Here is a 22,191-nt window from a genome sequence, read left to right as displayed (position 1 = left end):
AAATGCGAGCCGTGCGTAGACTTGACGCAAAGCGTTGACCCGGCCATCACCGGCGAGCTTCCGGAAGAACGGTGCGCCGCGCAGCGGCAGAGCCCAGTAGAACCGGACGGGCAGGCCCGTGACAGCCGTGAATGAGGGGCCCCGGCCGCGTGCGGCCGCGGGCAAGTGAGGTGGTACCGCGGTGCCGTCCGGCCGATCCGGGCGAACGCCGTCCTCCCGTCCAGCAGCATCAAGCGAGCCAGGATCCGAGTGAGCGTGTACCCCAAGGCCAGCACAGCAGCCGACGCCGCGCAGGCGTCGAGCACGTCCGTGCGCTTCCCCGAACTCGAGGAGCGCGTCCTTTCCTACTGGGAGCACGACGAGACCTTCCAGGCCTCCGTCGACAACCGCGACGCGGGCAGGAACGGCTCCAACGAGTTCGTCTTCTACGACGGCCCGCCGTTCGCCAACGGGCTCCCGCACTACGGGCACCTTCTGACCGGCTACGCCAAGGACCTCGTGGCGCGCTACCAGACGCAGCGCGGCCGCCGCGTCGAGCGCCGCTTCGGCTGGGACACGCACGGCCTGCCTGCAGAGCTCGAGGCCATGAAGCAGCTCGGAATGAGCGACAAGGCCCACATCGAGACGATGGGGATCGACAAGTTCAACGACGCGTGCCGCGCCTCGGTCCTGAAGTACACCCACGAGTGGGAGGCGTACGTCAAGCGCCAGGCCCGCTGGGTGGACTTCGAGAACGACTACAAGACCCTCAACGTCGAGTACATGGAGAGCGTCATCTGGGCGTTCAAGACGCTCTACGACAAGGGCCTCACCTACAACGGCTACCGTGTCCTGCCGTACTGCTGGAAGGACGAGACCCCCCTCTCCAACCACGAGCTGCGGATGGACGACGACGTCTACAAGGACCGTCAGGACCAGACCGTCACCGTCACCTTCCCGCTGAAGGCGGGGGAGTCCGCGCTCTCGCAGGAGCTGGCCGGCGTCCTCGCCCTCGCCTGGACCACGACGCCCTGGACGCTCCCCACGAACCTCGCCCTCGCCGTGGGGCCCGAGGTGCGCTACGCCGTCGTGCCGCTCGGCCCCGACGGGGTGAAGGCGGGCGTGTCGGAGTTCGGCCCCGGGACGCGTTTCCTCCTCGCCGAGGACCTCGTCGGCTCCTATGCCAAGGACCTCGGGTACGGGGACGGCGCGGCCGCTGCCGCCGCCGTCGAGCGCACCGTCCTCGGCTCCGAGCTCGCCGGGATCCGCTACGAGCCGCTGTGGGACTACTACACGGACACGGAGACGTGGGGCACCGAGAATGCCTGGCAGATCCTCGTCGCGGACTACGTGACCACGACCGACGGCACCGGCGTCGTGCACCAGGCCCCCGCGTACGGCGAGGACGACCAGAGGGTCTGCGAGGCGGCCGGGATCCGCGTGATCCTCTCGGTGGACGAGGGCGCCAAGTTCCTGCCCATGTTCGCCTCCCCTGCCAACGGGGAGGCGCCGCTGGCCGAGATCGCGGGGCTGCAGGTCTTCGAGGCCAACAAGCCCATCACGCGTGTGCTCCGCGAGCAGGGACGCCTCGTCAAGCAGGCGAGCTACGTGCACAGCTACCCGCACTGCTGGCGCTGCCGCAACCCCCTGATCTACCGTGCGGTCTCCAGCTGGTTCGTTGAGGTCACCAAGATCAAGGACCGCATGCTCGAGCTCAACGAGCAGATCAACTGGATCCCCGCCAACGTCAAGCACGGCCAGTTCGGCAAGTGGCTCGAGAACGCGCGCGACTGGTCGATCAGCCGCAACCGCTACTGGGGCTCGCCGATCCCCGTGTGGGTCTCCGACGATCCCGAGTACCCGCGCACCGACGTGTATGGCTCGCTCGCCGAGATCGAGGCCGACTTCGGCAGGCTTCCGCTCAACCACGACGGGGAGCCGGACCTGCACCGCCCGTTCATCGACGAGCTCACCCGCCCCAACCCGGACGACCCGCGCACGCCGGAGGAGGGCCAGTCCACCATGCGCCGCGTCCCCGACGTCCTGGACGTGTGGTTCGACTCCGGCTCGATGCCGTACGCCCAGGTGCACTACCCGCACGAGAACCGGGACTGGTTCGCCACGCACAACCCGGGCGACTTCATCGTCGAGTACATCGGCCAGACCCGCGGCTGGTTCTACACGCTCCACATCCTCGCCACCGCCCTGTTCGACCGGCCGGCGTTCCGCAACGTCATCAGCCACGGGATCGTGCTCGGCTCCGATGGGCAGAAGATGTCCAAGAGCCTGCGCAACTACCCGGACGTCTCCGAGGTGCTGGACCGCGACGGCTCCGACGCGATGCGCTGGTTCCTCATGTCCAGCCCCATCCTGCGCGGCGGGAACCTCATCGTCACCGAGCAGGGCATCCGCGACGGCGTGCGCCAGGTCATCCTGCCGCTGTGGAACGTGTACAGCTTCTTCACGCTCTACGCGAACGCCTCGGCGGGCACCGCGGCAGCGGAGCACGACGGCGGCGCTCGCGCCGGCTACGACGCGACGCTGCGGTACGAGGGCTACAGCGATCCCCTTGACCGCTACCTCATGGCCGAGACGGGCCGGCTCGTGGGCAGCATGCAGGAACACCTCGACGCGTACGACATCTCGAGCGCGTGCGACGACCTGCGCGGCTACCTCGACATGATGACCAACTGGTACGTGCGCCGGTCCAGGCAGCGGTTCTTCGACGAGGACGCCGATGCGTTCGACGCCCTGTACACGGCGCTCGAGGCAGTGTGCCGTGTGGCCGCGCCGCTCCTCCCGCTGGTCAGCGAGGAGATCTGGCGGGGCCTGACCGGCGGCCGCTCGGTGCACCTCACCGACTGGCCCGACGCCGCGCTCTTCGCCGACGACCAGGCCCTCGTGGAGACGATGGACCGCACCCAGGCCGTGTGCTCCGCCGCATCGTCCCTGCGCAAGGCCGCGAAGCTCCGGGTGCGCCTGCCGCTCAAGGAGCTCACCGTCGTCGTGCCCGCGGCAGCAGCGCTCGCCGGCAGCGAGGCGGTGATCGCCGACGAGCTCAACCTCAAGTCGGTCCGCCTGCTCGACGCCGCCGAGGCCAGCGAGGAGGAGTTCGGGATCGAGCGCAGGCTCGTGGTGAACGCCCGCGCGGCCGGCCCACGCCTCGGGAAGGGGGTCCAGCAGGCCATCAAGGGCTCCAAGTCGGGCGACTGGTCCGTGGCCGAGGACGGAACCGTGACCGCCGGCGGCCTCGCGCTCGAACCGGCCGAGTACACCCTGGAGACGGTGGTCGATCCGGCGAAGGCCGGCGAGCACGCCTCCGTGGCCATGCTCCCCGGCGGCGGGTTCGTGGTCCTCGACACCGAGGTCACGCCCGAGCTCGCGGCTGAAGGACTCGCCCGCGACCTCGTCCGGACGGTCCAGCAGGCACGCAAGGACGCCGACCTGGAGGTGGGCGACAGGATCCGCACGAGCGTCACGGCGCGCCATGCCGTGATCGAGGCCGCCATGGCCCATTCCGACCTGCTCAAGGCGGAGACGCTCACGGTCGACCTCGAGCTGCTCACCGCCGACGTCGACCCGACGGCCGTCGTCGAGCGCGTCGACGCGGAGCAGGCTTCGGCGGGGGAGGGCGCCCAGTGAGCTCCCCGCTCAGCGAGCTGTCCACCGTCGAGGAGGTCTACGCCGAACTCCTCTCCCGCGCCCCCGAGAACAAGATGGAGCCCCGGCTCGCGCCGCTGTTCCGCGCCATGGATGTCCTGGGAGAGCCCAACAGGGCCTTCCCGATCATCCACGTGACGGGCACCAACGGGAAGACGTCCACGGCGCGCATGATCGAGGCAGGGCTCCGGGCCCATGGCCTCCGCACCGGCCGGTACACGAGCCCCCATCTGTCCAGCGTGACCGAGCGGATCAGCGTCGACGGCGCGCCCGTGCAGGACGCGACCTTCGTGCGGATCTGGAACGAGATCTCCCCGTACCTGGCCATCGTCGACGCCGAGCTCGTCGCCGCCGGGCAGCCGCGCCTGACCTACTTCGAATGCGTGACCATCCTGGGGTTCGCGGTGTTCGCCGACGAACCGGTGGACGTCGCGGTGATCGAGGTCGGCCTGGGCGGGATCACCGACGCGACCAACGTCGGCGACGGCGCGGTCTCGGTTGTGACGCCGATCTCCCTGGACCACACGGACCTCCTCGGGGACACGACCGAGGACATCGCGCGCGAGAAGGCCGGGATCATCAAGCCCGGCGGCTTCCTCGTGAGCGCTGCCCAGCCCGTCGACGCGGCGCAGGTGCTCCTCGACAAGGCGCGCGAGGTGGGCGTGCCGTACCGCTTCGAGGGCGTCGAGTTCGGCGTCGAGTCCCGGGCTGTGGCCGTCGGAGGCCAGGTCGTGACCGTCCAGGGGCTCGCCGGCCGCTACACGGACCTCGCGGTCCCGCTGCACGGGGAACACCAGGCCCAGAACGCCGCGGTCGCTGTGGCGGCGCTCGAGGCGTTCCTCGGCGGCGGAGAGCGCGAGCTGGACGCCGACGTCCTGCGCGAGGGGTTCGCCGAGGTCTCCTCGCCCGGACGGCTCGAGGTGGTGCGCACGTCCCCGACCATCGTGGTCGACGCCGCGCACAACCCCGACGGCATCCGGGTGAGTGCGCGGGCCCTGAAGGAGGCCTTCGACTTCTCGACGCTCGTGATCGTCCTCGGGGTCCTGCGGGAGAAGGACGCCGAGGAGATCCTGCGCACGCTGCAGGCCGAGTTCGCCGACGTCCCAGTCGAATTCTGCTTCACGCAGTCGGCCTCGCCCCGGGCCATCCCGGCTGAGGAACTGAGCGAGATCGCCCTCGACCTCGGGTACGCCGAGGAGGCCGTGCACGTTGCGGAGAAGCTCGACGACGCAATCGAGTACGCGGTCGAGCGCGCCGACGCGGTCGGCGACTTCGGCGGCGGAGTCCTGATCACCGGGTCGATCACGGTGGTCGGCGAAGCCCGCACCCTGCTCGGGAAGGACCAGGCATGATGGCCCGGCTCACCAAGGCCCAGCGCGAGTGGCGGCCCGGCATGCCGAAGAAGCGCCGCTCGGTGCGGGTGATGTTCGCGTCCGTGATCCTCCTCATGGAGGCATTCGTGACGTTCTTCGCCACGCTCGTCCTGTTCGGGCTGCGGGGCCGTGAACTGGGTGCGGGACTCGTGCTGGGCGGCGGGTTCGGACTCATGGCCGTCTTCATCCTGGCCTGCGCCGTCGTCTCCAAGCCCTGGGGACGGGGCCTCGGGTGGCTCCTGCAGATCGTGCTCATCGCACTCGGCTTCCTCGAGCCCATGATGTTCTTCGTCGGCGTCATCGTGGCCCTCACCTGGTGGTACGCCCTGCGCACCGGCGGGAAGCTGGACCGGGAGAACGTCCAGAGGGACAGGGCCCAGGCCGAATGGGAGCGCCAGCATCCCGAGCAGGAGAAGTAGCCGGGCCGGGAAAAGTAGACTTGCCCCGGACCCCCTTGCCTTACCCCCAGGAGATTCTGTGACTACCGAACGCACCCTCGTCCTCGTCAAGCCGGACGGCGTGTCCCGCGGCCTCACCGGCACGATCCTCGCCCGCATCGAGGCCAAGGGCTACCGGCTGGCCCAGCTCGCGCAGCTCACCGCCAGCCGCGAGCTCCTCGCCCAGCACTACGCCGAGCACGAGGGCAAGCCGTTCTACGAGCCGCTCCTCGAGTTCATGGCGTCCGGGCCCGTGGTGGCCGCGGTCTTCGAGGGCCACCGCGTCATCGAGGGCTTCCGCGCCCTCGCCGGTGCGACGGATCCGACGGCCGCAGCCCCCGGCACGATCCGCGGCGACTTCGGCCGCGACTGGGGCCTGAAGGTCCAGCAGAACCTGGTCCACGGCTCGGACTCGCCGGAATCGGCCGAGCGCGAGATCGGCATCTGGTTCGGGGCCTGACCACCCCGTTCCTGCGCACGACGGCGGCCGGCGACTTCCGCGCGGAAGTCACCGGCCGCCGTCGTCCCCGGGGCGGGGCAGGCTACATCGTGGACGGGATGAACATGTGGATGAAGCGGAAGAAGATCGAGGCGATCACACCGACGTAGAGGATGGCGACGATGATCCATCCCCAGTCCGCGAGACCGCGGGCGAGCGCCGGGGGAGCGGGGATCACTCCGTGGACGAGGTTGCGGACTGTGGTCCACACGAACAGCGGGATCATCATCGACCACACGACCATGCACAGCGGGCAGAGGATGCCGATCGCGTAGAGGGCCTGGCTCCACAGCCACACGACGAATGCGAAGCCGAGCGTCACGCCGACCTGGAGGCCGATCCAGTACCAGCGGCTGAAGGTGGCGCCGGCGAGGAGGCCCATCGCCGTCGTGAGCGTCACCGCGAACGCGACGATGCCGATGAACATGTTGGGGAAGCCGAACGCCTGGCTCTGCCACGTGTCCATCACCTCACCGCAGGAGATCCACGGGTTGACGTCGCAGACCGTCACGTGCCCGGGGTCCCGGAGCTTCTCGATCTTCTCGAGCACGAGCATGCCCGAGGCGATCCAGCCGCCGACGCTCGTGATGAGCACGAGCCACGCGAACGGGACGCGCCTGGCCATGGTGGGAACGTCGGCGCCGGCGCCGGCGCGGGATTCGACATGGCTGCTTCCGGGCACGGTCTGCGCGCGGCCCGTGTCGGTATGGGGTGTCATTCAGGAGGTCCTTCCTGGGCGGATGCCTCGATTGTAGGCGCGCGGTCTGGTGGGAAGCTGGGCCGAAGGTCCGTCACCGGCTCGCCGGTGTGTGAGACAATGCCTGTGGCCGGGCACTGCCCCACATGCAGTGGCTGGTCCGGTGTACAGCGAGAAGACCGCCGGCCTATGCACGCCCCTCCGGGATCCACAGATCCCCCGCGGGGCCCTGGGCGGGAGCGGCACCTGGCCGGCCCTCACGGGAGGCGGGTTGTACGCGGCACCGGCCCGCGCGACCGAGTCGCACGGGCAACGAACTGACTTTCGTCGGCGCCCGCGGGTGCCGGCTCGTGGCGCCGCCACGGGTGCCGTATGTGGGGGTTGCCCGGGGCGGCTTTGGAGTACGCACAGATGGATATCGAACAGCAGGCCGGCCAAACGGCTCCTGAAACGTCCCCCGCCGAGGTGGAACAGGACAAGCCCCGCCGCAGCACGCGCCGTCGGGCCGCCGAGAACGCCCGTCCCGACGAGGGGAACACGGCCACGGGCGCCGCCGAGGAGGCGCCCGCCAAGCCGAAGCGGGCGACGCGGAGCCGCCGCAAGGCAGAAGCCCCGGCAGCGGAGGATCCCGCCCAGGAACCCATCGCCGGGGCCGGGCAGACCACCCCGTCCGACGGGCCCACAGCTCGCAGCGAGGAGGCGGCGCCGTCTGCGACGGCTGCTGCCACCGGACAGCAGGAAGCCCCCGCAGAGGTGCCGGGGCGCTCACGGCGGCGCACGTCCGCCCGGGCGGCTGCGGCCAAGGCCGATTCACAGTCCGCCGCGGCAACGCCGGCGGCGCCGGATGCCAGCGAGCCGGAGACGGCCCAAGCGGACCCAGGCGCCTCGGCGCCGCGGGCGAAGAGCTCGGTCCGTGCGCGCCGCCGCGCGACGGTGTCGCGCTCGGCGGCAGGCGGCTCCGCCGCCGCGCAGTCCGACCCCACGCAGACCGACCCCACGAAGGCCGCCCCCGCGAAGACTGCCCCCGCGGAGGAGGCAGCCGGCCGCACTGAGACGGTGGCCACGGAGATCGCTCCGGCGGCGCCTGCCGCCGCGGAGACCGCGTCTGCCCCGGCCGCCGGGGCGAACCGGCCCGCGGCCGAGAGCTCCTCGCCCGCCCAGCCGGAAGCGGCGAGCGCCGAGACCGCGGCCGCCCCGGAAGCGGCGGCGTCCGAGGAGCACGGGGTGGACGACGAGGAGCAGGGCTCCGGCTTCCCCGGGCTCTTCAGCTCGGCGCTCTCGCCGACCTCGATGATCTTCCAGGCACCCGATCTCAGCGCGATCGTCCGGCCGGAGCCGGAGCCGGAGGAGGAAGCCGAAGAGGACGAGGACGAGGACGAGGAGGCCGGCGCGGGCAGCCGCCGCCGACGCCGCAACCGCGGCCGCCGCGCCCGCACGCGGACGGGCGGCGAGGATGCCGAGTCGGCCGGTGACGAAGGCGACGGCGACTCGGAGGCAGCCGAGGCCGAGGGCGAAGAGGTCACCTCGCGCCGCCGCCGTCGGCGCCGGAGGGGAGAGGCCGACCTCGAGCTCGAGGGCGGCCTCGACGACGACCCGCCCGGAACCATCACCCGGGTGCGCGCTCCGCGCACCCCGTCGGAGTCCGCGGGGAACCGCGTGGCGACCGTCAAGGGCTCGACGCGCCTCGAGGCGAAGAAGCAGCGCCGCAGGGAATCGCGCGAGTCGGGCCGCCGGCGCCATGTGATCACCGAGGCGGAGTTCCTGGCGCGGCGCGAATCCGTGGACCGCCAGATGGTCGTCCGGCAGAAGGAGGACCGCATCCAGATCGCCGTCCTCGAGGACGGGGTGCTCGCGGAGCACTTCGTCTCCAAGACGCAGCAGGACTCGCTGATCGGCAACGTGTACCTCGGCAAGGTCCAGAACGTCCTGCCGTCCATGGAGGCGGCGTTCGTCGACATCGGCCGCGGCCGCAACGCTGTGCTGTACGCCGGCGAGGTCAACTGGGACGCCGCGGGCCTCGATGGTGCCCCGCGCCGCATCGAGAACGCCCTCAAGTCCGGCGACTCGGTGCTCGTGCAGGTCACGAAGGACCCGGTGGGCCACAAGGGCGCGCGCCTGACGAGCCAGATATCGCTCCCCGGCCGCTACCTCGTCTACGTGCCCGGCGGCTCGATGACGGGCATCTCGCGGAAGCTGCCCGACGTCGAGCGCGCCCGGCTCAAGAAGATCCTCAAGGACCGCCTCCCCGAGGACGCGGGCGTGATCGTGCGCACCGCAGCCGAGGGTGCGAGCGAGGAGGAGCTCACCCACGACATCAACAGGCTGCGCGCCCAGTGGGAGTCGATCCAGACCCAGGCGGCCTCGACCAAGGTGCTCGCGCCTGAGCTGCTCTATGGTGAGCCGGACCTGACCATCAAGGTGGTCCGCGACGTGTTCAACGAGGACTTCTCGAAGCTCATTGTGAGCGGCGAAGAGGCGTGGGACACGATCGAGGCCTATGTGACCTATGTGGCGCCGGATCTCCTGGGCCGCCTCGAGAAGTACGAGGCGGACGAGGACATCTTCGCCCAGTGGCGCATCGACGAGCAGATCCACAAGGCCCTCGACCGCAAGGTCTTCCTGCCCTCCGGCGGCTCGCTCGTGATCGACCGGACCGAGGCCATGACGGTCATCGACGTCAACACGGGCAAGTTCACCGGCTCCGGCGGCAATCTCGAGGAGACCGTCACCAAGAACAACCTCGAGGCTGCGGAGGAAGTCGTCCGGCAGCTGCGCCTGCGCGACGTGGGCGGCATCATCGTCATCGACTTCATCGACATGGTGCTGGAGTCGAACAGGGACCTCGTGCTCCGGCGCCTGGTCGAGTGCCTCGGCCGCGACCGGACGAAGCACCAGGTCGCCGAAGTGACCTCTCTTGGACTGGTCCAGATGACCCGCAAGCGCATGGGCACCGGCCTGCTCGAGGTCTTCGGCGAGACCTGCGAGGTGTGCGCCGGCCGCGGGGTCATCACCCACGACGAGCCTGTCGAGCGGGGGGGAGCCCGTCCCGCAGTCCCCGCTGCCGAGCAGCAGCCGGTCCGCACGGAGAGCGGCTCGGCAGGCGGCCGCAAGCGCCGCCGCCGTGGAGGTGCCCAGAACGGCGAGGCCCAGCCTCAGCCGGTCCCGGCGCCTGCGGCCGCGCCGCCGGCGGACGACGCCGAACGGAAGGCCCGCGCGGAGGCAACCCGCGCGGCACTCGCCGCGGTCGCCGCCGCCGCCCACGCTGCACACGTGCACGACGACGAGGTGGCCGCCTCGGGGGGCTCGGGAACCGTGGCCCCGGCACCGGCCCACGAGGCCAGCGCTGCCGTTGCGGCCCCGGCTCAGGAGGACGCCCGGCAGGCCGAGGCGCCCGAGCCGGTTGTGCCGCCGGTCGCCGCAGCTGTCGAGCACGTCCACACGTCGGAGACCCCGGCGGCCGCCTCGGCTGCGGCGGAGCTGGCCCCGGCCGTGCTCACGATCGGTGGCGAGCGGATCGAACTGCCCCACGGCGAGAGTGTGCCGGTGCCCCCGGCCCCGGCTCCGGCGCTGAGCCTCGACGCGCTGACCCACGCCTTCGACCAGCTCACGGGGGAGCGCCATGCTCCCGCAGGCGAGGAGAAGACCGGCCGACGCCGCCGCAGCCGCGGCGCGCGGAGCGGCCAGGGATCGGCCGAGGTAACGCGCGTCGACGCGACGGAGGGCGCGGTCGGCGGGCAGACGAGCTCGGCCAAGGCCGCCGCGAAGCCGAGCCCGGCGCCGTCCGGCTCCGGCGACGAGCCCCTCATCCTGGGTGTCGGCGTCCCGGCGTCGGAGCTGTGAGCGTGGCCCGCGTTCCCCGGGTCCTCAGCATCGCCGGCTCCGACCCCTCGGGAGGGGCCGGCATCCAGGCCGACCTCAAGAGCATCGCTGCCATGGGCGGGTACGGGATGAGTGCCATCACCGCGCTCACCGCGCAGAACACCCGGGGCGTCACGGCGGTGCATACCCCGCCGGCGGAGTTCCTCGTGGCGCAGCTCGAGGCGATCGCCGACGACATCGCGGTCGACGCCGTGAAGGTCGGGATGCTCGCCGACACGGCGGTGATCGCTGCGGTCCGCGACTGGCTCGACGCGACTCAGCCGGGCGTCGTCGTGCTCGATCCTGTCATGGTCGCCACGAGCGGCGACAGGCTGCTGGAGGCCGACGCCGAGGACGCGCTGCGCGACCTGCTCACCCGCGCGCACCTCGTCACGCCCAACCTGCCCGAGCTGGCCGCGCTGCTCGCCGAGCCGGTGGCCGCAACGTGGGGCGAGGCCCTCGAGCAGGGCCGGCGGCTGTCCGAGCGCACCGGCGCGGCCGTCCTGGTCAAGGGCGGCCACCTCGACGGCGCGGAGTGCCCCGATGCCCTCGTGGACGCCCAGGCCGTGGGGTCGCCGGTCGTCGTCGAGATCCCGGGCGAGCGTGTGCCGACCCGCAACACGCACGGGACGGGCTGCTCGCTGTCCTCGGCGATCGCGACCGTCCAGACCCGCACGGGTGACTGGGCGAGCTCGCTCGCCGTGGTCAAGGAGTGGCTCCGCGGCGCCCTTGAGGCCTCCGACGAGCTCGAGGTCGGCTCGGGGCACGGGCCCATCCACCACTTCCACCACGCGCGCGCCGCGGTCCCTCTGGCACCCGGCGAGTTCGCCGGCTCGCTGTGGGAGTCCACGGCCAAGGTCCGCGCCGAGATCGATGCCCTGCCGTTCGTCGCGCAGCTCGATGAGGGCAGCCTCTCCGAGAAGCACTTCGCCTACTACCTCTCCCAGGACGCGATGTACCTGAACGGCTACTCGCGGGTCCTGGCCCGGGCGAGCGCGCTGGCGCCATCCGAGGCCGAGCAGGCCTTCTGGGCGGAAGGGGCACGCGTGTGCCTCGAGGTCGAGGCGGAGCTGCACCGGACCTGGCTCAGCCGCCACGCCGCGCACGACGCCGCGTCCTCCGGCGGCGGCCGGGGCACCGGCGGCGCGGTCCCCGGCCCTGTGACGAAGGCGTACGTGGACCACCTGCTCGCCGCGTCGGCGTCCGGCTCCTACGGCGTGCTCGCGGCAGCGGCCCTTCCCTGCTACTGGATCTACGCCGAGGTGGGCGCCGCGCTCCATGCGCGCCACGCGGCCCGCGAGGACAGGGAATCCCACCCGTACGCCCAGTGGATCGGCACCTACGCAGACGAGCGGTTCGCGGAGGCGACACGGCGGGCCATCTCCTTCACGGACGCGGCGGGGCGCCGGGCCTCCGCCGCCGAGCGGGAGGCGATGCGCACGGCCTTCACCTCCTCAGCGGTCTACGAGCGCGAGTTCTTCGACGCGCCGCGCCGCTTCGCGTGAGTCCGTGCCGGGCTCGGGATGGGCTAGACTGGACCCTGCGTGCTTTCCGGCCTGAGCGGCTGGCCCCGGCGCATTTGCGACCGGGCGGAGGACTGGCGTATCCTTGATCCTCGGTGCTTGCGCCGTCACTTGGGTGTCATCCCAGGGATTCCCCTCGCGGACTCACGGCAGAAGCACAGCAAGAGCGCCTGACGGACCATGCTTCGGTGTGGGACCCGGGCGCTGCGCGCAAAGAGCTTTAGAAATATCGTCGAGAGAAGTGAGTTCCCAAGTGGTGTACGCGATTGTCCGCGCCGGCGGCCGCCAGGAGAAGGTTTCTGTCGGAGACTTCGTGACCCTCAACCGCGTGGCTGGCGAGGCCGGAAGCACCGTCGAGCTGCCCGCCCTGCTCGTGGTCGACGGTGACAAGGTCACCTCCGCAGCGGCCGAGCTGGCCAACGTGACGGTCACCGCCGAGGTCCTCGAGGACCTCCGCGGCCCGAAGATCATCATCCAGAAGTACAAGAACAAGACCGGGTACAAGAAGCGCCAGGGCCACCGCCAGGAGCTGACCAAGGTCAAGATCACCGGCATCAACGCCTGAACCCTCACCGGTTCACCCAGACCTGACACGATTCTCCCAGGGAGGCACAGCTCATGGCACATAAGAAGGGCGCAAGCTCCACCCGCAACGGCCGCGACTCGAACGCCCAGCGCCTCGGCGTGAAGCGCTTCGGCGGCCAGTCCGTCAACGCCGGCGAGATCCTCGTCCGCCAGCGCGGCACGCACTTCCACCCCGGCAACGGCGTGGGCCGCGGCAAGGATGACACCCTCTTCGCACTCACGGCCGGCGCGGTCCAGTTCGGCACCCGCCGTGGCCGTCGCGTCGTCGACATCGTCGCTGCGTAGCAGGTACCGACGCGAAGGCCGCACACGCGGCCTGCGCCTTCGGGCGCACAGGTGAGCATCAGGGTGGAGTGGGCCTTCGGTCCGCTCCACCCTTTGCTGTGTCCGGGCCCCTTCTGGGGCCGGGCGGCAGCGAACACTAGAATCGGGTCAGACCCGAACAGCTAAGGAGAATGAAGTGGCCAGCTTCGTGGACCGCGTGGTCCTGCATGTCTCGGGCGGGAACGGCGGGCACGGCTGCGTCTCTGTCAAGCGCGAGAAGTTCAAACCCCTCGGCGGGCCCGACGGGGGCAACGGCGGCAACGGCGGCGACGTCGTCCTGCGCGTGAGCCACCAGACCACAACCCTCCTCGACTACCATCACTCGCCGCACCGGCACGCCCAGAACGGCGGCCCGGGCATGGGCGACTGGCGGGTCGGCCACCAGGGCGAGACCCTCGTCCTGTCGGTGCCGGACGGCACGGTCGTGAAGTCCCCCGACGGCAGAGTCCTCGCGGACCTCGTCGGCGAGGGGGCCGAATTCGTCGCGGCCGCCGGCGGCCAGGGCGGCCTCGGCAACGCCGCGCTCGCCTCCGCCAAGCGCAAGGCGCCCGGATTCGCCCTCCTCGGCATCCCGGGGGACACCCGCGACATCGTCCTCGAGCTCAAGTCCATCGCCGACATCGCCCTCGTCGGCTACCCCTCGGCGGGGAAGTCGAGCCTCATCGCGGCGATGTCCGCGGCGCGTCCCAAGATCGCCGACTACCCCTTCACCACCCTCGTGCCGAACCTGGGCGTGGTGCAGGCCGGCGACGTGCGCTTCACCATCGCCGACGTCCCCGGCCTCATCGAGGGCGCGAGCGAGGGCCGCGGCCTGGGACATGACTTCCTCCGCCACGTCGAGCGCTGCGCGGCCATCGTCCACGTCCTGGACTGCGGGAGCCTCGAGGCGGAGCGGAACCCCATCGACGACCTCGACGTGATCGAGCGCGAGCTCGAGAAGTACGCCGTGGACATGAGCTACGCCGGGGTCGACGGGGACGTGGTGCCCCTCAATGACCGCCCCAAGCTCGTGGCGCTGAACAAGACCGACCTCCCCGACGGGAAGGACATGGCCGAGATGGTCCGGCCCGAGCTCGAGCGCCGCGGGTACCGGGTGTTCGAGGTCTCGGCGACCTCACACGCAGGCCTCAGGGCGCTCGGCTTCGCGATGGCCGAGATCGTCCAGGCCGCCCGCGACGCCGTCCGGACCGCCCCGCCCAAGGTGGCCCCCGCCGTCCTGCGTCCCCGGGCCGTCAACGAAGCCCGGTTCACCATCCGCCGCGAGGAGCGCAACCTCGAGCCGCTGTTCCGGGTGCTCGGCGACAAGCCCGAGAAGTGGGTCAAGCAGACCGACTTCGCCAACGAGGAGGCGATCGGCTACCTCGCCGACAGGCTCAACCGCCTCGGGGTCGAGGACCAGCTGTTCAAGGTCGGGGCGAAGCCCGGCGACACGGTGGTGATCGGCGAGGACGACGCCGTCGTGTTCGACTGGGAGCCGACCATGATGACCGGTGCCGAGGTCCTCACGGGGCCGCGCGGGACGGACATCCGCTTCGCCGACTGGGAGCGGCCCACCCGTGCCCAGAAGCGCGAGGAGCACGAGGACCGCAAGGCCGCCAAGGCCGCGGCCCGCGAGGAGCTCGAGGCCGAGCGGCGTGCCGGGATCTGGACCGAGTCCACGCGCCGTCGTGCCTCGCAGCGCGACGCGGCGCGGGAGCAGGTGGACGAGGGGGAGTGGGCCGATGACAATGACCGCTGAGCCGCTCGTGCGCGGGCGCGAATGGCTGCCCCAGGCGCAGCGGATCGTGGTCAAGGTCGGCTCTTCCTCGCTCACGACCATCCGGGGCGGGATTTCGGAGCGCGCGCTCGCGGCCCTCGTCGACACGCTCGCAGACCGCGCCAACGCCGGTGCGGAGATCGTGCTCGTGTCTTCGGGAGCCATCGCCGCTGGGCTCGCGCCTCTCGGGCTCGAGCGGCGCCCGAAGGACCTGGCGACCCAGCAGGCAGCCGCGAGCGTGGGCCAGGGCCTCCTCATGGCCCGCTACACCCAGGCCTTCGGCGCGCACGGCGTCACGGTGAGCCAAGTCCTGCTCACCGCGGACGACCTCGTCCGGCGCACCCAGTACGCCAACGCGCACCGCGCGCTCGAGAAGCTCCTGCACCTCGGCGTCGTGCCCGTGGTCAACGAGAACGACACCGTCGCGACGCACGAGATCCGCTTCGGCGACAACGACCGCCTCGCGGCCCTCGTGGCGCACCTCGTCCATGCCGACGCGCTCGTGCTGCTCTCGGACGTCGACGCCGTCTACACCGGGCCCCCATCCGAGGGCGGGGAGCGCATCGAGCATGTGCGCGGTTCCCATGACCTCGAGGGCGTACGGATCGGGAGCACCGGCAAGGCCGGCGTGGGGACGGGCGGCATGGCCACGAAGGTCGAGGCGGCCGCCATCGCCGCAGGCTCGGGCATCCCCGCGCTGGTGACCTCGACCGCCGCCGCCGGACGGGCGCTCGCCGGCGAGGACGTGGGCACCTGGTTCAGCGTCAACGGCCGCCGGAAGCCGGTGCGGCTCCTCTGGCTGGCCCACCTCGCGGCGACCCGGGGAACCCTCGTGCTGGACGACGGCGCCGTCCGCGCCGTGCGGGACCGCCACCGGTCGCTGCTGCCCGCCGGGGTGACGTCCGTCGCAGGCGACTTCGAGGCGGGCGACCCGGTGGAACTGGCCGACTCGGCGGGGACTGTGGTGGCCCGTGGACTCGTCAACTTCTCCGCCGGCGAGATGCCGGCCATGCTCGGGCGCTCCACCAAGGACCTCGGGCGGGAGCTCGGGCCCGAGTACGAGCGCGTCCTCGTGCACGTGGACGACCTCGTGCTGGTGTGACGCAGAGCGCCTCGCGCGGCGGGCCAGCTCGGTAGACTTGGTCCATGACTGACACCGCCCACGAGACCGTCCCCGCCGAGCAGGCGAGCGCCGCAGCATCCCCCGCGGCCTCCGAGCAGCCGAGGCTCTCGCCAGCGGACGTCGAGTCTGCGGTGTTCGCCATCGGCGACCGCGCACGCCGGGCGTCGCGGACCATCGGACGCGCCAACCGGGCCTGGAAGGACCGCGCGCTGCGCGCGATCGGCGCGGCCCTGAGGGAGAACGAGGACGCCATCCTCGCGGCCAACGCGAAGGACCTCGAGGCCGGGCGCGCCGCCGGGACGTCGAAGGCCCTGCTCGACAGGCTCGCGCTCACCCCCCAGCGGATCGACGGGCTCGTCGCCGCACTTGAGAACCTCGCGGGCCTGCCTGACCCCGTCGGGACCGTGGTCCGGGGCCAGACGCTGCCCAATGGGCTGCGGATGCGCCAGGTGAACGTCCCGATGGGCGTCGTCGCCGCCATCTACGAGGCCCGCCCCAACGTGACCGTGGACATCGCCGGGCTCGCGCTCAAGAGCGGCAACGCCGTGATCCTCAGGGGCGGGAGTGCAGCTGCCCACACCAACACCGCCCTTGTCGCGATCCTCCGCGACACCCTCGACTCGGTCGGGCTGCCCGCCGACGCCGTGCAGAGCGTCGACGCCTACGGGCGCGAGGGCGCGAATGTCCTCATGCGCGCCCGCGGCCGCGTGGACGTCCTCATTCCGCGCGGCGGCCGGGAGCTGATCCAGAGCGTCGTGCTCAATTCGACCGTCCCCGTCATCGAGACCGGCGAGGGCAACGTGCACATCTTCGTCGACGCCTCCGCCGACGAGGAGATGGCGGTGGAGATCCTCCTCAACGCCAAGACGCAGCGCCCCAGCGTGTGCAACACCGTCGAGACGGTGCTCGTCCACCGCGACTCGACGGTGCTTCCCGCCGTCGCCCGGGCGCTCGCCGAGAAGGGCGTCCGCCTGCACGTCGACGGCCGCACGATGGCCGCGCTCCCGGAGGGCGTGAGCGCAGAGGCCGCGACCGACCATGACTGGGCCACCGAGTACATGGACCTCGACCTCGCGGTGGCCACGGTCGACTCGATCGACGACGCCCTCGAGCACATCCGCCGCTGGAGCACCGGCCACACCGAGGCGATCATCACGAACGACCTCCGCAACGCCGAGCGGTTCATCGCCGAGATCGACTCCGCGGCGGTGATCGTCAACGCGTCGACCCGCTTCACCGACGGCGGCGAGTTGGGCCTCGGGGCGGAGGTGGGCATCTCCACGCAGAAGCTCCACGCGCGCGGTCCGATGGGCCTGACCGAGCTCACGACCACGAAGTGGATCGTGCAGGGCGAGGGGCAGGTTCGCGCCTGAGCCGCGGGGTAGGATGATCTTCAGCAACAGGCGCCGCAAGGCCGCGGACCGCACGGTCCGCGGCGCCGCGGAAGCCGTGAGAACGACTCTGAAGGGGAGACCATGCTGGCAACGCTGATCAGCACCGCAGTCATCGCGTCCGGCCAGGCCGGTGGGCACGAGGAGAAGGCTCCGCTCATCGCCGAGCCGTGGGTGATCGGTGTCACGCTGTTCGCGATCTTCGTCGTGCTCATGTTCGTGACGATGTCCTACTCGAACCTGGGCCGCCGTCACTCGGCGATCGAGGAGCACGCGGACCCGCACCGCCAGCACCCGAACAAGCACGACCGCGGCCAGGGCCACTGAGCCCTCTGGCGTTGGCCCCGGCAGAGGCTGTGGCGCCGTCAGGACAGCGCGGGAGCGGACGTCGAGTCCGCCTGGGCGTCATGGGCGGCACCTTCGACCCGATCCACCACGGCCACCTCGTGGCGGCGAGCGAGGTCGCGTCCAAGTTCAACCTCGACGAGGTTGTGTTCGTGCCGACCGGTGAGCCGTGGCAGAAGTCCAAGCGCCGCGTGAGCACGCCCGAGCACCGCTACCTCATGACGGTGATCGCGACGGCCTCGAACCCGCGCTTCACGGTCAGCCGCGTGGACATCGACCGTCCCGGGCCCACCTACACGATCGACACCCTGCGCGACTTGAGGCGCCTGCGCCCCGAGGCCGACCTGTACTTCATCACGGGCGCTGACGCGATGGCGCAGATCGTGTCCTGGAAGGACGTCGACGAGCTGTGGGAGCTCGCCCACTTCGTCGGCGTGACGAGGCCGGGCCATGAGCTCCACAATCTGGGGCGCAAGGACGTGAGCCTGCTCGAGGTGCCCGCGATGGCCATTTCGTCGACTGACTGCCGGGCCCGCGTCGCCGTCGCCGAACCGGTGTGGTACCTGGTGCCGGACGGAGTCGTGCAGTACATCGCCAAGTACGGCCTGTACCGGGACGGTCCGGGCGGGGACGCGGCAGGAGAGAAGCACGGAGAGGCAGGAGACGCAGCGCCAGCTGCGCGGTGACAGCCATGAGCAACGAGGAGAAGCCCATCACGAGCCGGCGCGAGCGGCGTCTCGCGCAGGCTGGACTTGCAGCGACGGGGCAGGAGCCGCGGCTCACCCCAGCCCAGGCCGAGGCCGAGGCGCGCGCCAAGGCCGCGGCGCAGGCCGAGGCTGCGCGGGCGCACGCGGCGGCAGTCGCAGCCGCCCATGCGGCCGCGGAAGCCGAGGCGCGGCCCCTCGGAGACGGGACCATGCCGGCCGCCCAGCCGTCGGAGCCGGTCACGGACCGGACGGCCGCTGTGCGTGCCCGCCGGGCGCTGGACGTGCCGGCCGACAGCGTCCGACAGGGTGGACCCGAGCGCAGTTCGCAGGCGAGGGCCCGCGATCGGGCGGCGCAGCGCATGCTCCGTGAGCTCGCCGAGAAGGAGCAGGCAGTCCAGGGCTCGTCCAGCCCCTACCCGTCGCGCCGGGCCCTGCGGGAGCGGGAGACCGGCAAGGTGCCCCGGGTCGTCCCCCCGGAGGCGTCTTCGGCGGCACCTCATGGTGCCGAGAGCGAGGCCCGTGGGCCCCTCCCGGGCGCGGGGGCTCCGCAGCCGGCGGCGTCGGCCGCCCAGCCCCAAACGAGGGTTCCGGTTCCCGGAGTCGACCCCGCGCCGCCCACGGCGATGCAGGGAATCGTCCCGCAGGGGCTCACCGTCACGCCCGCGCTGGGTCCCGAGACCGGGTCCTTCCGCAAGCTCAGCCACGAGCAGATCGCCGCCGCGCGCGAGCTGCTCAAGGAGCAGGCGAAGAACCAGGCCGCGATGCTCGAGGTCCAGCGCGGGGGCGACGGCACCGACGTCGACCCGGAGGTGCTCGCAGAGCAGGTCAGGATGGCCGAACGTGCCGCCATCCTGAACCGTCGCGCCCAGGCCAAGCAGCGTCTGGCCGAGGAGAGCCGGCGGGAGACCGCTGCTCCCGCGCGGAAGGCGCCCACGCCCACCGCGACGGACAACCTCGCGATGGTGACGCCGCTTGAGTTCGTCAACGTGCCCGGGGTCCCGCACCCCGTCATGAAGCCCCCGACGACCACGCACGTGCCCATCACCACCGGCCAGACGGACCGCCAGCAGAGGCGGCCGGCCGAACGGCGGGCCCCGGCGGAGCTTCCGGAGGGCGCACCCGTCTCGGCCCGCAGCGCCCACGGCCTCACTCCGCTCGATGCCGCGCAGTCCGGGGCACGCCGAGCGGAGCGTGAGCGGCTCATCCTGCTGGGCATCGGTGCCGTGGGCATCCTGGCCCTCATCGTCGCCATCGTCATCATCGTGCTGGGCAGCAGCTAGCTGCCCGCGACCAAGCCTCCAAGGAGAAGAGTGAGCGCAACAGACTCGGCCATCGAGCTGGCCCGCACGGCAGCCCATGCCGCCGCCGACAAGCTGGCGGAGAACATCGTCGCCGTGGACGTGAGCGAACGGCTCGCCATCACGGACATCTTCGTCATCGCGTCCGCCGAGACCGAGCGTCAGGTGAACGCGGTGGTGGACAACATCGAGGACGAGCTCATCGAGCAGCTGGACCGGCGCCCGGTGCGCCGCGAGGGCCGCTCCGAGGGTCGCTGGGTGCTCCTCGACTTCGGCGACGTGGTGGTCCACGTCATGCACGCCGAGGACCGCGCCTTCTACGCGCTCGAGCGGCTCTGGAAGGACTGCCCGGTCCTGGACCTCGGCCTGGACGGCTCGGGAGCGGCCGCGCCCGCCGCGGGCTGAGCCGGTGAAGGCTGACCACTTCCGAGCCGTCGGACGCCGCATCGTCTTCTGGCGCCACGGCCGCACCGACTGGAACGCCGCCGGCCGCTTCCAGGGCCAGACTGACATCCCGTTGAACGACGAAGGGCAGCGTCAGGCTGTTGCGGCCGCGCGACGCCTCGCGTCCCTCGAGCCGAGCGGGATCGTCGCCTCGGACCTCGAACGGGCACGCACGACGGCGGACGCGCTCGCCTCGCTCACGGGGCTGCCGGTGGCCGTGGATTCGGGCCTGCGCGAGACGAATGCGGGCGTGTGGCAGGGCCACACCTTCGACGTCATCCGGGCGATGGATCCCGAGGGCCTGCACCGTTGGGAAGAGGGCGATGTCCACCTCCCCGCTGGCGGTGCCGAGACCCGTCTCGACGTCGCCGCACGCGTGCACCGGGCGGTGGACCGCGCCCTGGCCGGCGTGCCCGCGGACGGGACACTCGTCGTCGTGAGCCACGGCGGAGCGATCCGCGTGGGCCTCGCGCACCTTCTGGGCCTCCCGCACGGACTGTGGGGCGCTCTCTCGGGCCTGTCGAACTGCTCGTGGTCCATCCTCGAGGAGCGGCGCCCGCACGACGACGGGACCCCGCGGTGGCGCCTCGGCGAGCACAATGCGGGCACCCTGCCGGTGCCCGTGACCGTCGAGGAGGGCTGAGCCCACGGCGGTTGAGCGGAGTCGAAACCCCGGCCCATCGATTTGTGCGCAGGGGCCGAATCGTTCTAAGATGTTCGAGTTGCTCCGGACGGGGAGCGGGGATCATCAGTCCCTTCGGCACCGTTCGGAACGCGACTCGCGGGGCTGTGGCGCAGCTGGTAGCGCACCTGCATGGCATGCAGGGGGTCAGGGGTTCGAGTCCCCTCAGCTCCACGGGGGTATGGCGCAGTTGGTAGCGCGTCTGCATGGCATGCAGAAGGTCAGGGGTTCGAATCCCCTTACCTCCACCCAGTGAAAGGGCCGTCCGGAAGGACGGCCCTTTCTGCATCCCCACTTGCACCCGCGCGCTCACCGTTCCGCTCGCATTCACCTCATCGTCGCCCGGCCTCCCTAGACTGGCGCTGCCCAGGCCTGGCCAGAACGATCCGATGATCCGCTCGCCTCCGAGAGGGAACGTGCCGTGAAGCTCCTCGAGTATATCGACCTTGTGGAAGACCTGACGTCCGCAGTCCTGGACGGGGACGCCGCAGCGGCGTCGAGCCTCGCCCAGACCGTCAAGGCGATGGGGAGGGAAGTACGCCATGAGACCGGGGCAGCTGTGGACTGAAGGCCCTAGGCACCGTGCGGCGCCGGCGCCATAGTGGTCCTGCCGACGACCCCGGAGGAAGCCATGACCGACCCCCAGAAGCCGCTGGGCTACCTGCTCAAGACCCTCGACAGGCTCCTCGAGGAGCGCTTTGAGGAGGCCCTCGAGCGGCATCGGCTGAGCCGGCGCCAGTGGCAGCTCCTCAACGTCCTCGCGGAGGGGGAGGAAACGCTCGGGCAGCTCGACGATGCCATTGCCCCGTTCCTGAACACCGCTGCGGGGGAGACCTCCGAGCGGTACCTCGAACCACTGCTCAGCGGCGGCCTGGTGGCCGAGAAGGCCGGCGTCTACCGGCTCACGGACGCCGGCCGGACCGAGCTGCGCACAGCCAAGGAGTCTGTCGAGGGACTCCGGGACGCCACCGTCAAGGGGCTCGACGACGGCGAGTACGAGCGGACCCTGCTTGCCCTCGAGGCGATGATCGACAACCTCAGCGCCTGAACCCCGCACCTGGACCGCAGACCCGAACAGCGCTCTGGACCGGCCCGCCTCTGCCGCGCCACCCTAGGCCCGGGGACGAGGCGAGAGCCCCAGCCCGGGCTTGCGCACGTGGACGGAGAGGTAGCTGAGCCCTTCGGGGCCCGCGGCGAACGCCCTCCGCGAGCGCCGTGGCAGCCACACGAGCTTCCCCGGGGAAAGCCCGACCTCGCCGCCGTCGGTGGAGAGGACTCCGCCGCCCGAGACGATGTGCAGGAGGACGTCCAGGTCCGGCCCGACGTGGCCCTCGATGGTTCCGCCCGCCGGGAGCGCGATCACGTTCGCGTCGAGGTCGCGCGGATCCATGGTGAGCCGGAAGACGGCACCCGACGCCGCGGCGTCGTGCGTCTGGGCCAGCACGCGCGTGTCGGCCAGGATGCGGGGGAGGCCGGTGCCGGACGTCTCAGCCATGACCACACTCTAGGC

General features: G+C 71.4%; 20 protein-coding genes and 2 tRNA genes. 20 read left to right on the top strand and 2 right to left on the bottom strand.

Annotated features, from left to right (window positions below; all coding sequences use genetic code 11):
* Positions 1–249: 249 nt before the first annotated feature.
* Genes ileS through ndk form a run of 4 tightly spaced genes read left to right on the top strand, consistent with a single transcriptional unit; the run spans position 250 to position 5,909 of the window.
* On the top strand, positions 250–3,621 hold the full coding sequence (gene ileS, locus ACQ5BE_RS02610) for an isoleucine--tRNA ligase (protein ID WP_430295357.1): 3,372 nt from the start codon (positions 250–252) through the stop codon (positions 3,619–3,621).
* Complete coding sequence (locus ACQ5BE_RS02605) at positions 3,618–4,991, top strand: bifunctional folylpolyglutamate synthase/dihydrofolate synthase (protein WP_430295356.1); 1,374 nt, start codon at positions 3,618–3,620, stop codon at positions 4,989–4,991. The genes ileS and ACQ5BE_RS02605 overlap by 4 nt, the downstream gene beginning before the upstream one ends.
* Positions 4,991–5,431 carry a DUF4233 domain-containing protein gene (locus ACQ5BE_RS02600; protein WP_430295355.1) on the top strand — a complete coding sequence of 147 codons (441 nt, stop codon included), beginning with the start codon at positions 4,991–4,993 and terminating at the stop codon, positions 5,429–5,431. Before ACQ5BE_RS02605 ends, ACQ5BE_RS02600 begins: the two co-directional genes overlap by 1 nt.
* Before the next feature lie 58 nt (positions 5,432–5,489).
* Complete coding sequence (gene ndk, locus ACQ5BE_RS02595; RefSeq protein ID WP_208712694.1) at positions 5,490–5,909, top strand: nucleoside-diphosphate kinase; 420 nt, start codon at positions 5,490–5,492, stop codon at positions 5,907–5,909.
* Between the two features lie 82 nt (positions 5,910–5,991).
* Here the strand turns inward: ndk and ACQ5BE_RS02590 are convergent, their stop codons facing one another.
* Entirely contained in the window at positions 5,992–6,666 is a 675-nt protein-coding gene (locus tag ACQ5BE_RS02590) for a vitamin K epoxide reductase family protein (protein WP_430295354.1), read from the bottom strand.
* Positions 6,667–7,056: 390 nt separating this feature from the next.
* On the opposite strand from ACQ5BE_RS02590, the gene ACQ5BE_RS02585 reads away from it, so the two are divergent.
* From ACQ5BE_RS02585 to ACQ5BE_RS02510, 16 genes are all read left to right on the top strand, one after another.
* Positions 7,057–10,485, top strand: coding sequence for an Rne/Rng family ribonuclease (locus ACQ5BE_RS02585; protein ID WP_430295353.1), 3,429 nt, complete (start codon positions 7,057–7,059; stop codon positions 10,483–10,485).
* A 2-nt stretch (positions 10,486–10,487) separates the two neighbouring features.
* Complete coding sequence (gene thiD, locus ACQ5BE_RS02580; RefSeq protein ID WP_430295352.1) at positions 10,488–12,008, top strand: bifunctional hydroxymethylpyrimidine kinase/phosphomethylpyrimidine kinase; 1,521 nt, start codon at positions 10,488–10,490, stop codon at positions 12,006–12,008.
* A 271-nt stretch (positions 12,009–12,279) separates the two neighbouring features.
* Entirely contained in the window at positions 12,280–12,591 is a 312-nt protein-coding gene (rplU, locus tag ACQ5BE_RS02575; RefSeq protein WP_208712996.1) for a 50S ribosomal protein L21, read from the top strand.
* Positions 12,592–12,644: 53 nt separating this feature from the next.
* Positions 12,645–12,896, top strand: coding sequence for a 50S ribosomal protein L27 (rpmA, locus tag ACQ5BE_RS02570; RefSeq protein WP_208712691.1), 252 nt, complete (start codon positions 12,645–12,647; stop codon positions 12,894–12,896).
* Between the two features lie 175 nt (positions 12,897–13,071).
* Positions 13,072–14,673: a GTPase ObgE gene (gene obgE, locus ACQ5BE_RS02565; RefSeq protein ID WP_430295351.1), complete on the top strand. Its 1,602-nt coding sequence runs from the start codon at positions 13,072–13,074 to the stop codon at positions 14,671–14,673.
* On the top strand, positions 14,663–15,793 hold the full coding sequence (proB, locus tag ACQ5BE_RS02560; RefSeq protein WP_430295763.1) for a glutamate 5-kinase: 1,131 nt from the start codon (positions 14,663–14,665) through the stop codon (positions 15,791–15,793). The genes obgE and proB overlap by 11 nt, the downstream gene beginning before the upstream one ends.
* 44 nt (positions 15,794–15,837) lie before the next feature.
* A complete protein-coding gene (locus ACQ5BE_RS02555; RefSeq protein WP_430295350.1) occupies positions 15,838–17,187 on the top strand; it encodes a glutamate-5-semialdehyde dehydrogenase in 1,350 nt (449 codons plus the stop codon).
* A 102-nt stretch (positions 17,188–17,289) separates the two neighbouring features.
* On the top strand, positions 17,290–17,532 hold the full coding sequence (locus ACQ5BE_RS02550) for a hypothetical protein (RefSeq protein ID WP_208712688.1): 243 nt from the start codon (positions 17,290–17,292) through the stop codon (positions 17,530–17,532).
* An 80-nt stretch (positions 17,533–17,612) separates the two neighbouring features.
* Positions 17,613–18,236 (top strand): nicotinate-nucleotide adenylyltransferase, encoded by a 624-nt coding sequence (gene nadD / locus ACQ5BE_RS02545; RefSeq protein WP_430295349.1) that lies wholly within the window; start codon positions 17,613–17,615, stop codon positions 18,234–18,236.
* A gap of 5 nt (positions 18,237–18,241) precedes the next feature.
* The gene (locus ACQ5BE_RS02540; protein ID WP_430295348.1) at positions 18,242–19,537 is read left to right on the top strand and encodes a hypothetical protein; all 1,296 of its coding nucleotides are present in this window, start codon (positions 18,242–18,244) and stop codon (positions 19,535–19,537) included.
* A gap of 30 nt (positions 19,538–19,567) precedes the next feature.
* Positions 19,568–19,960 carry a ribosome silencing factor gene (rsfS, locus tag ACQ5BE_RS02535; RefSeq protein ID WP_208712686.1) on the top strand — a complete coding sequence of 131 codons (393 nt, stop codon included), beginning with the start codon at positions 19,568–19,570 and terminating at the stop codon, positions 19,958–19,960.
* Between the two features lie 4 nt (positions 19,961–19,964).
* Positions 19,965–20,642 (top strand): histidine phosphatase family protein, encoded by a 678-nt coding sequence (locus tag ACQ5BE_RS02530; RefSeq protein WP_430295347.1) that lies wholly within the window; start codon positions 19,965–19,967, stop codon positions 20,640–20,642.
* Positions 20,643–20,782: 140 nt separating this feature from the next.
* Positions 20,783–20,855, top strand: a tRNA-Ala gene (locus ACQ5BE_RS02525).
* Position 20,856: 1 nt separating this feature from the next.
* Positions 20,857–20,929 (top strand) — tRNA-Ala (locus tag ACQ5BE_RS02520).
* 173 nt (positions 20,930–21,102) lie between these two features.
* Positions 21,103–21,249, top strand: coding sequence for a hypothetical protein (locus tag ACQ5BE_RS02515; protein WP_208712684.1), 147 nt, complete (start codon positions 21,103–21,105; stop codon positions 21,247–21,249).
* A gap of 63 nt (positions 21,250–21,312) precedes the next feature.
* Positions 21,313–21,729 (top strand): MarR family winged helix-turn-helix transcriptional regulator, encoded by a 417-nt coding sequence (locus ACQ5BE_RS02510; protein ID WP_430295346.1) that lies wholly within the window; start codon positions 21,313–21,315, stop codon positions 21,727–21,729.
* 63 nt (positions 21,730–21,792) lie between these two features.
* Here the strand turns inward: ACQ5BE_RS02510 and ACQ5BE_RS02505 are convergent, their stop codons facing one another.
* Complete coding sequence (locus ACQ5BE_RS02505) at positions 21,793–22,176, bottom strand: cupin domain-containing protein (RefSeq protein WP_430295344.1); 384 nt, start codon at positions 22,174–22,176, stop codon at positions 21,793–21,795.
* Positions 22,177–22,191: the final 15 nt, after the last annotated feature.

Origin of the sequence: Sinomonas sp. B1-1 (assembly GCF_050474465.1) — a bacterium.
GTDB lineage: Bacteria > Actinomycetota > Actinomycetes > Actinomycetales > Micrococcaceae > Sinomonas > Sinomonas flava.
The sequence above is the reverse complement of the archived record's forward strand: the minus strand, read 5'-3'. Positions and strand labels throughout refer to the sequence as shown.

Excerpts from the sequence above, each read along its gene's own strand:
- ACQ5BE_RS02550 (WP_208712688.1), top strand. The coding sequence starts at position 17,290 with ATGCTGGCAACGCTGATCAGCACCGCAGTCATCGCGTCCGGCCAGGCC.
- nadD (WP_430295349.1), top strand. The coding sequence starts at position 17,613 with ATGGGCGGCACCTTCGACCCGATCCACCACGGCCACCTCGTGGCGGCG.
- ACQ5BE_RS02555 (WP_430295350.1), top strand. The coding sequence starts at position 15,838 with ATGACTGACACCGCCCACGAGACCGTCCCCGCCGAGCAGGCGAGCGCC.
- rpmA (WP_208712691.1), top strand. The coding sequence starts at position 12,645 with ATGGCACATAAGAAGGGCGCAAGCTCCACCCGCAACGGCCGCGACTCG.
- ACQ5BE_RS02600 (WP_430295355.1), top strand. The coding sequence starts at position 4,991 with ATGGCCCGGCTCACCAAGGCCCAGCGCGAGTGGCGGCCCGGCATGCCG.
- ACQ5BE_RS02590 (WP_430295354.1), bottom strand. The coding sequence starts at position 6,666 with ATGACACCCCATACCGACACGGGCCGCGCGCAGACCGTGCCCGGAAGC.
- ACQ5BE_RS02585 (WP_430295353.1), top strand. The coding sequence starts at position 7,057 with ATGGATATCGAACAGCAGGCCGGCCAAACGGCTCCTGAAACGTCCCCC.
- proB (WP_430295763.1), top strand. The coding sequence starts at position 14,663 with ATGACCGCTGAGCCGCTCGTGCGCGGGCGCGAATGGCTGCCCCAGGCG.
- ACQ5BE_RS02540 (WP_430295348.1), top strand. The coding sequence starts at position 18,242 with ATGAGCAACGAGGAGAAGCCCATCACGAGCCGGCGCGAGCGGCGTCTC.
- ACQ5BE_RS02505 (WP_430295344.1), bottom strand. The coding sequence starts at position 22,176 with ATGGCTGAGACGTCCGGCACCGGCCTCCCCCGCATCCTGGCCGACACG.
- ACQ5BE_RS02510 (WP_430295346.1), top strand. The coding sequence starts at position 21,313 with ATGACCGACCCCCAGAAGCCGCTGGGCTACCTGCTCAAGACCCTCGAC.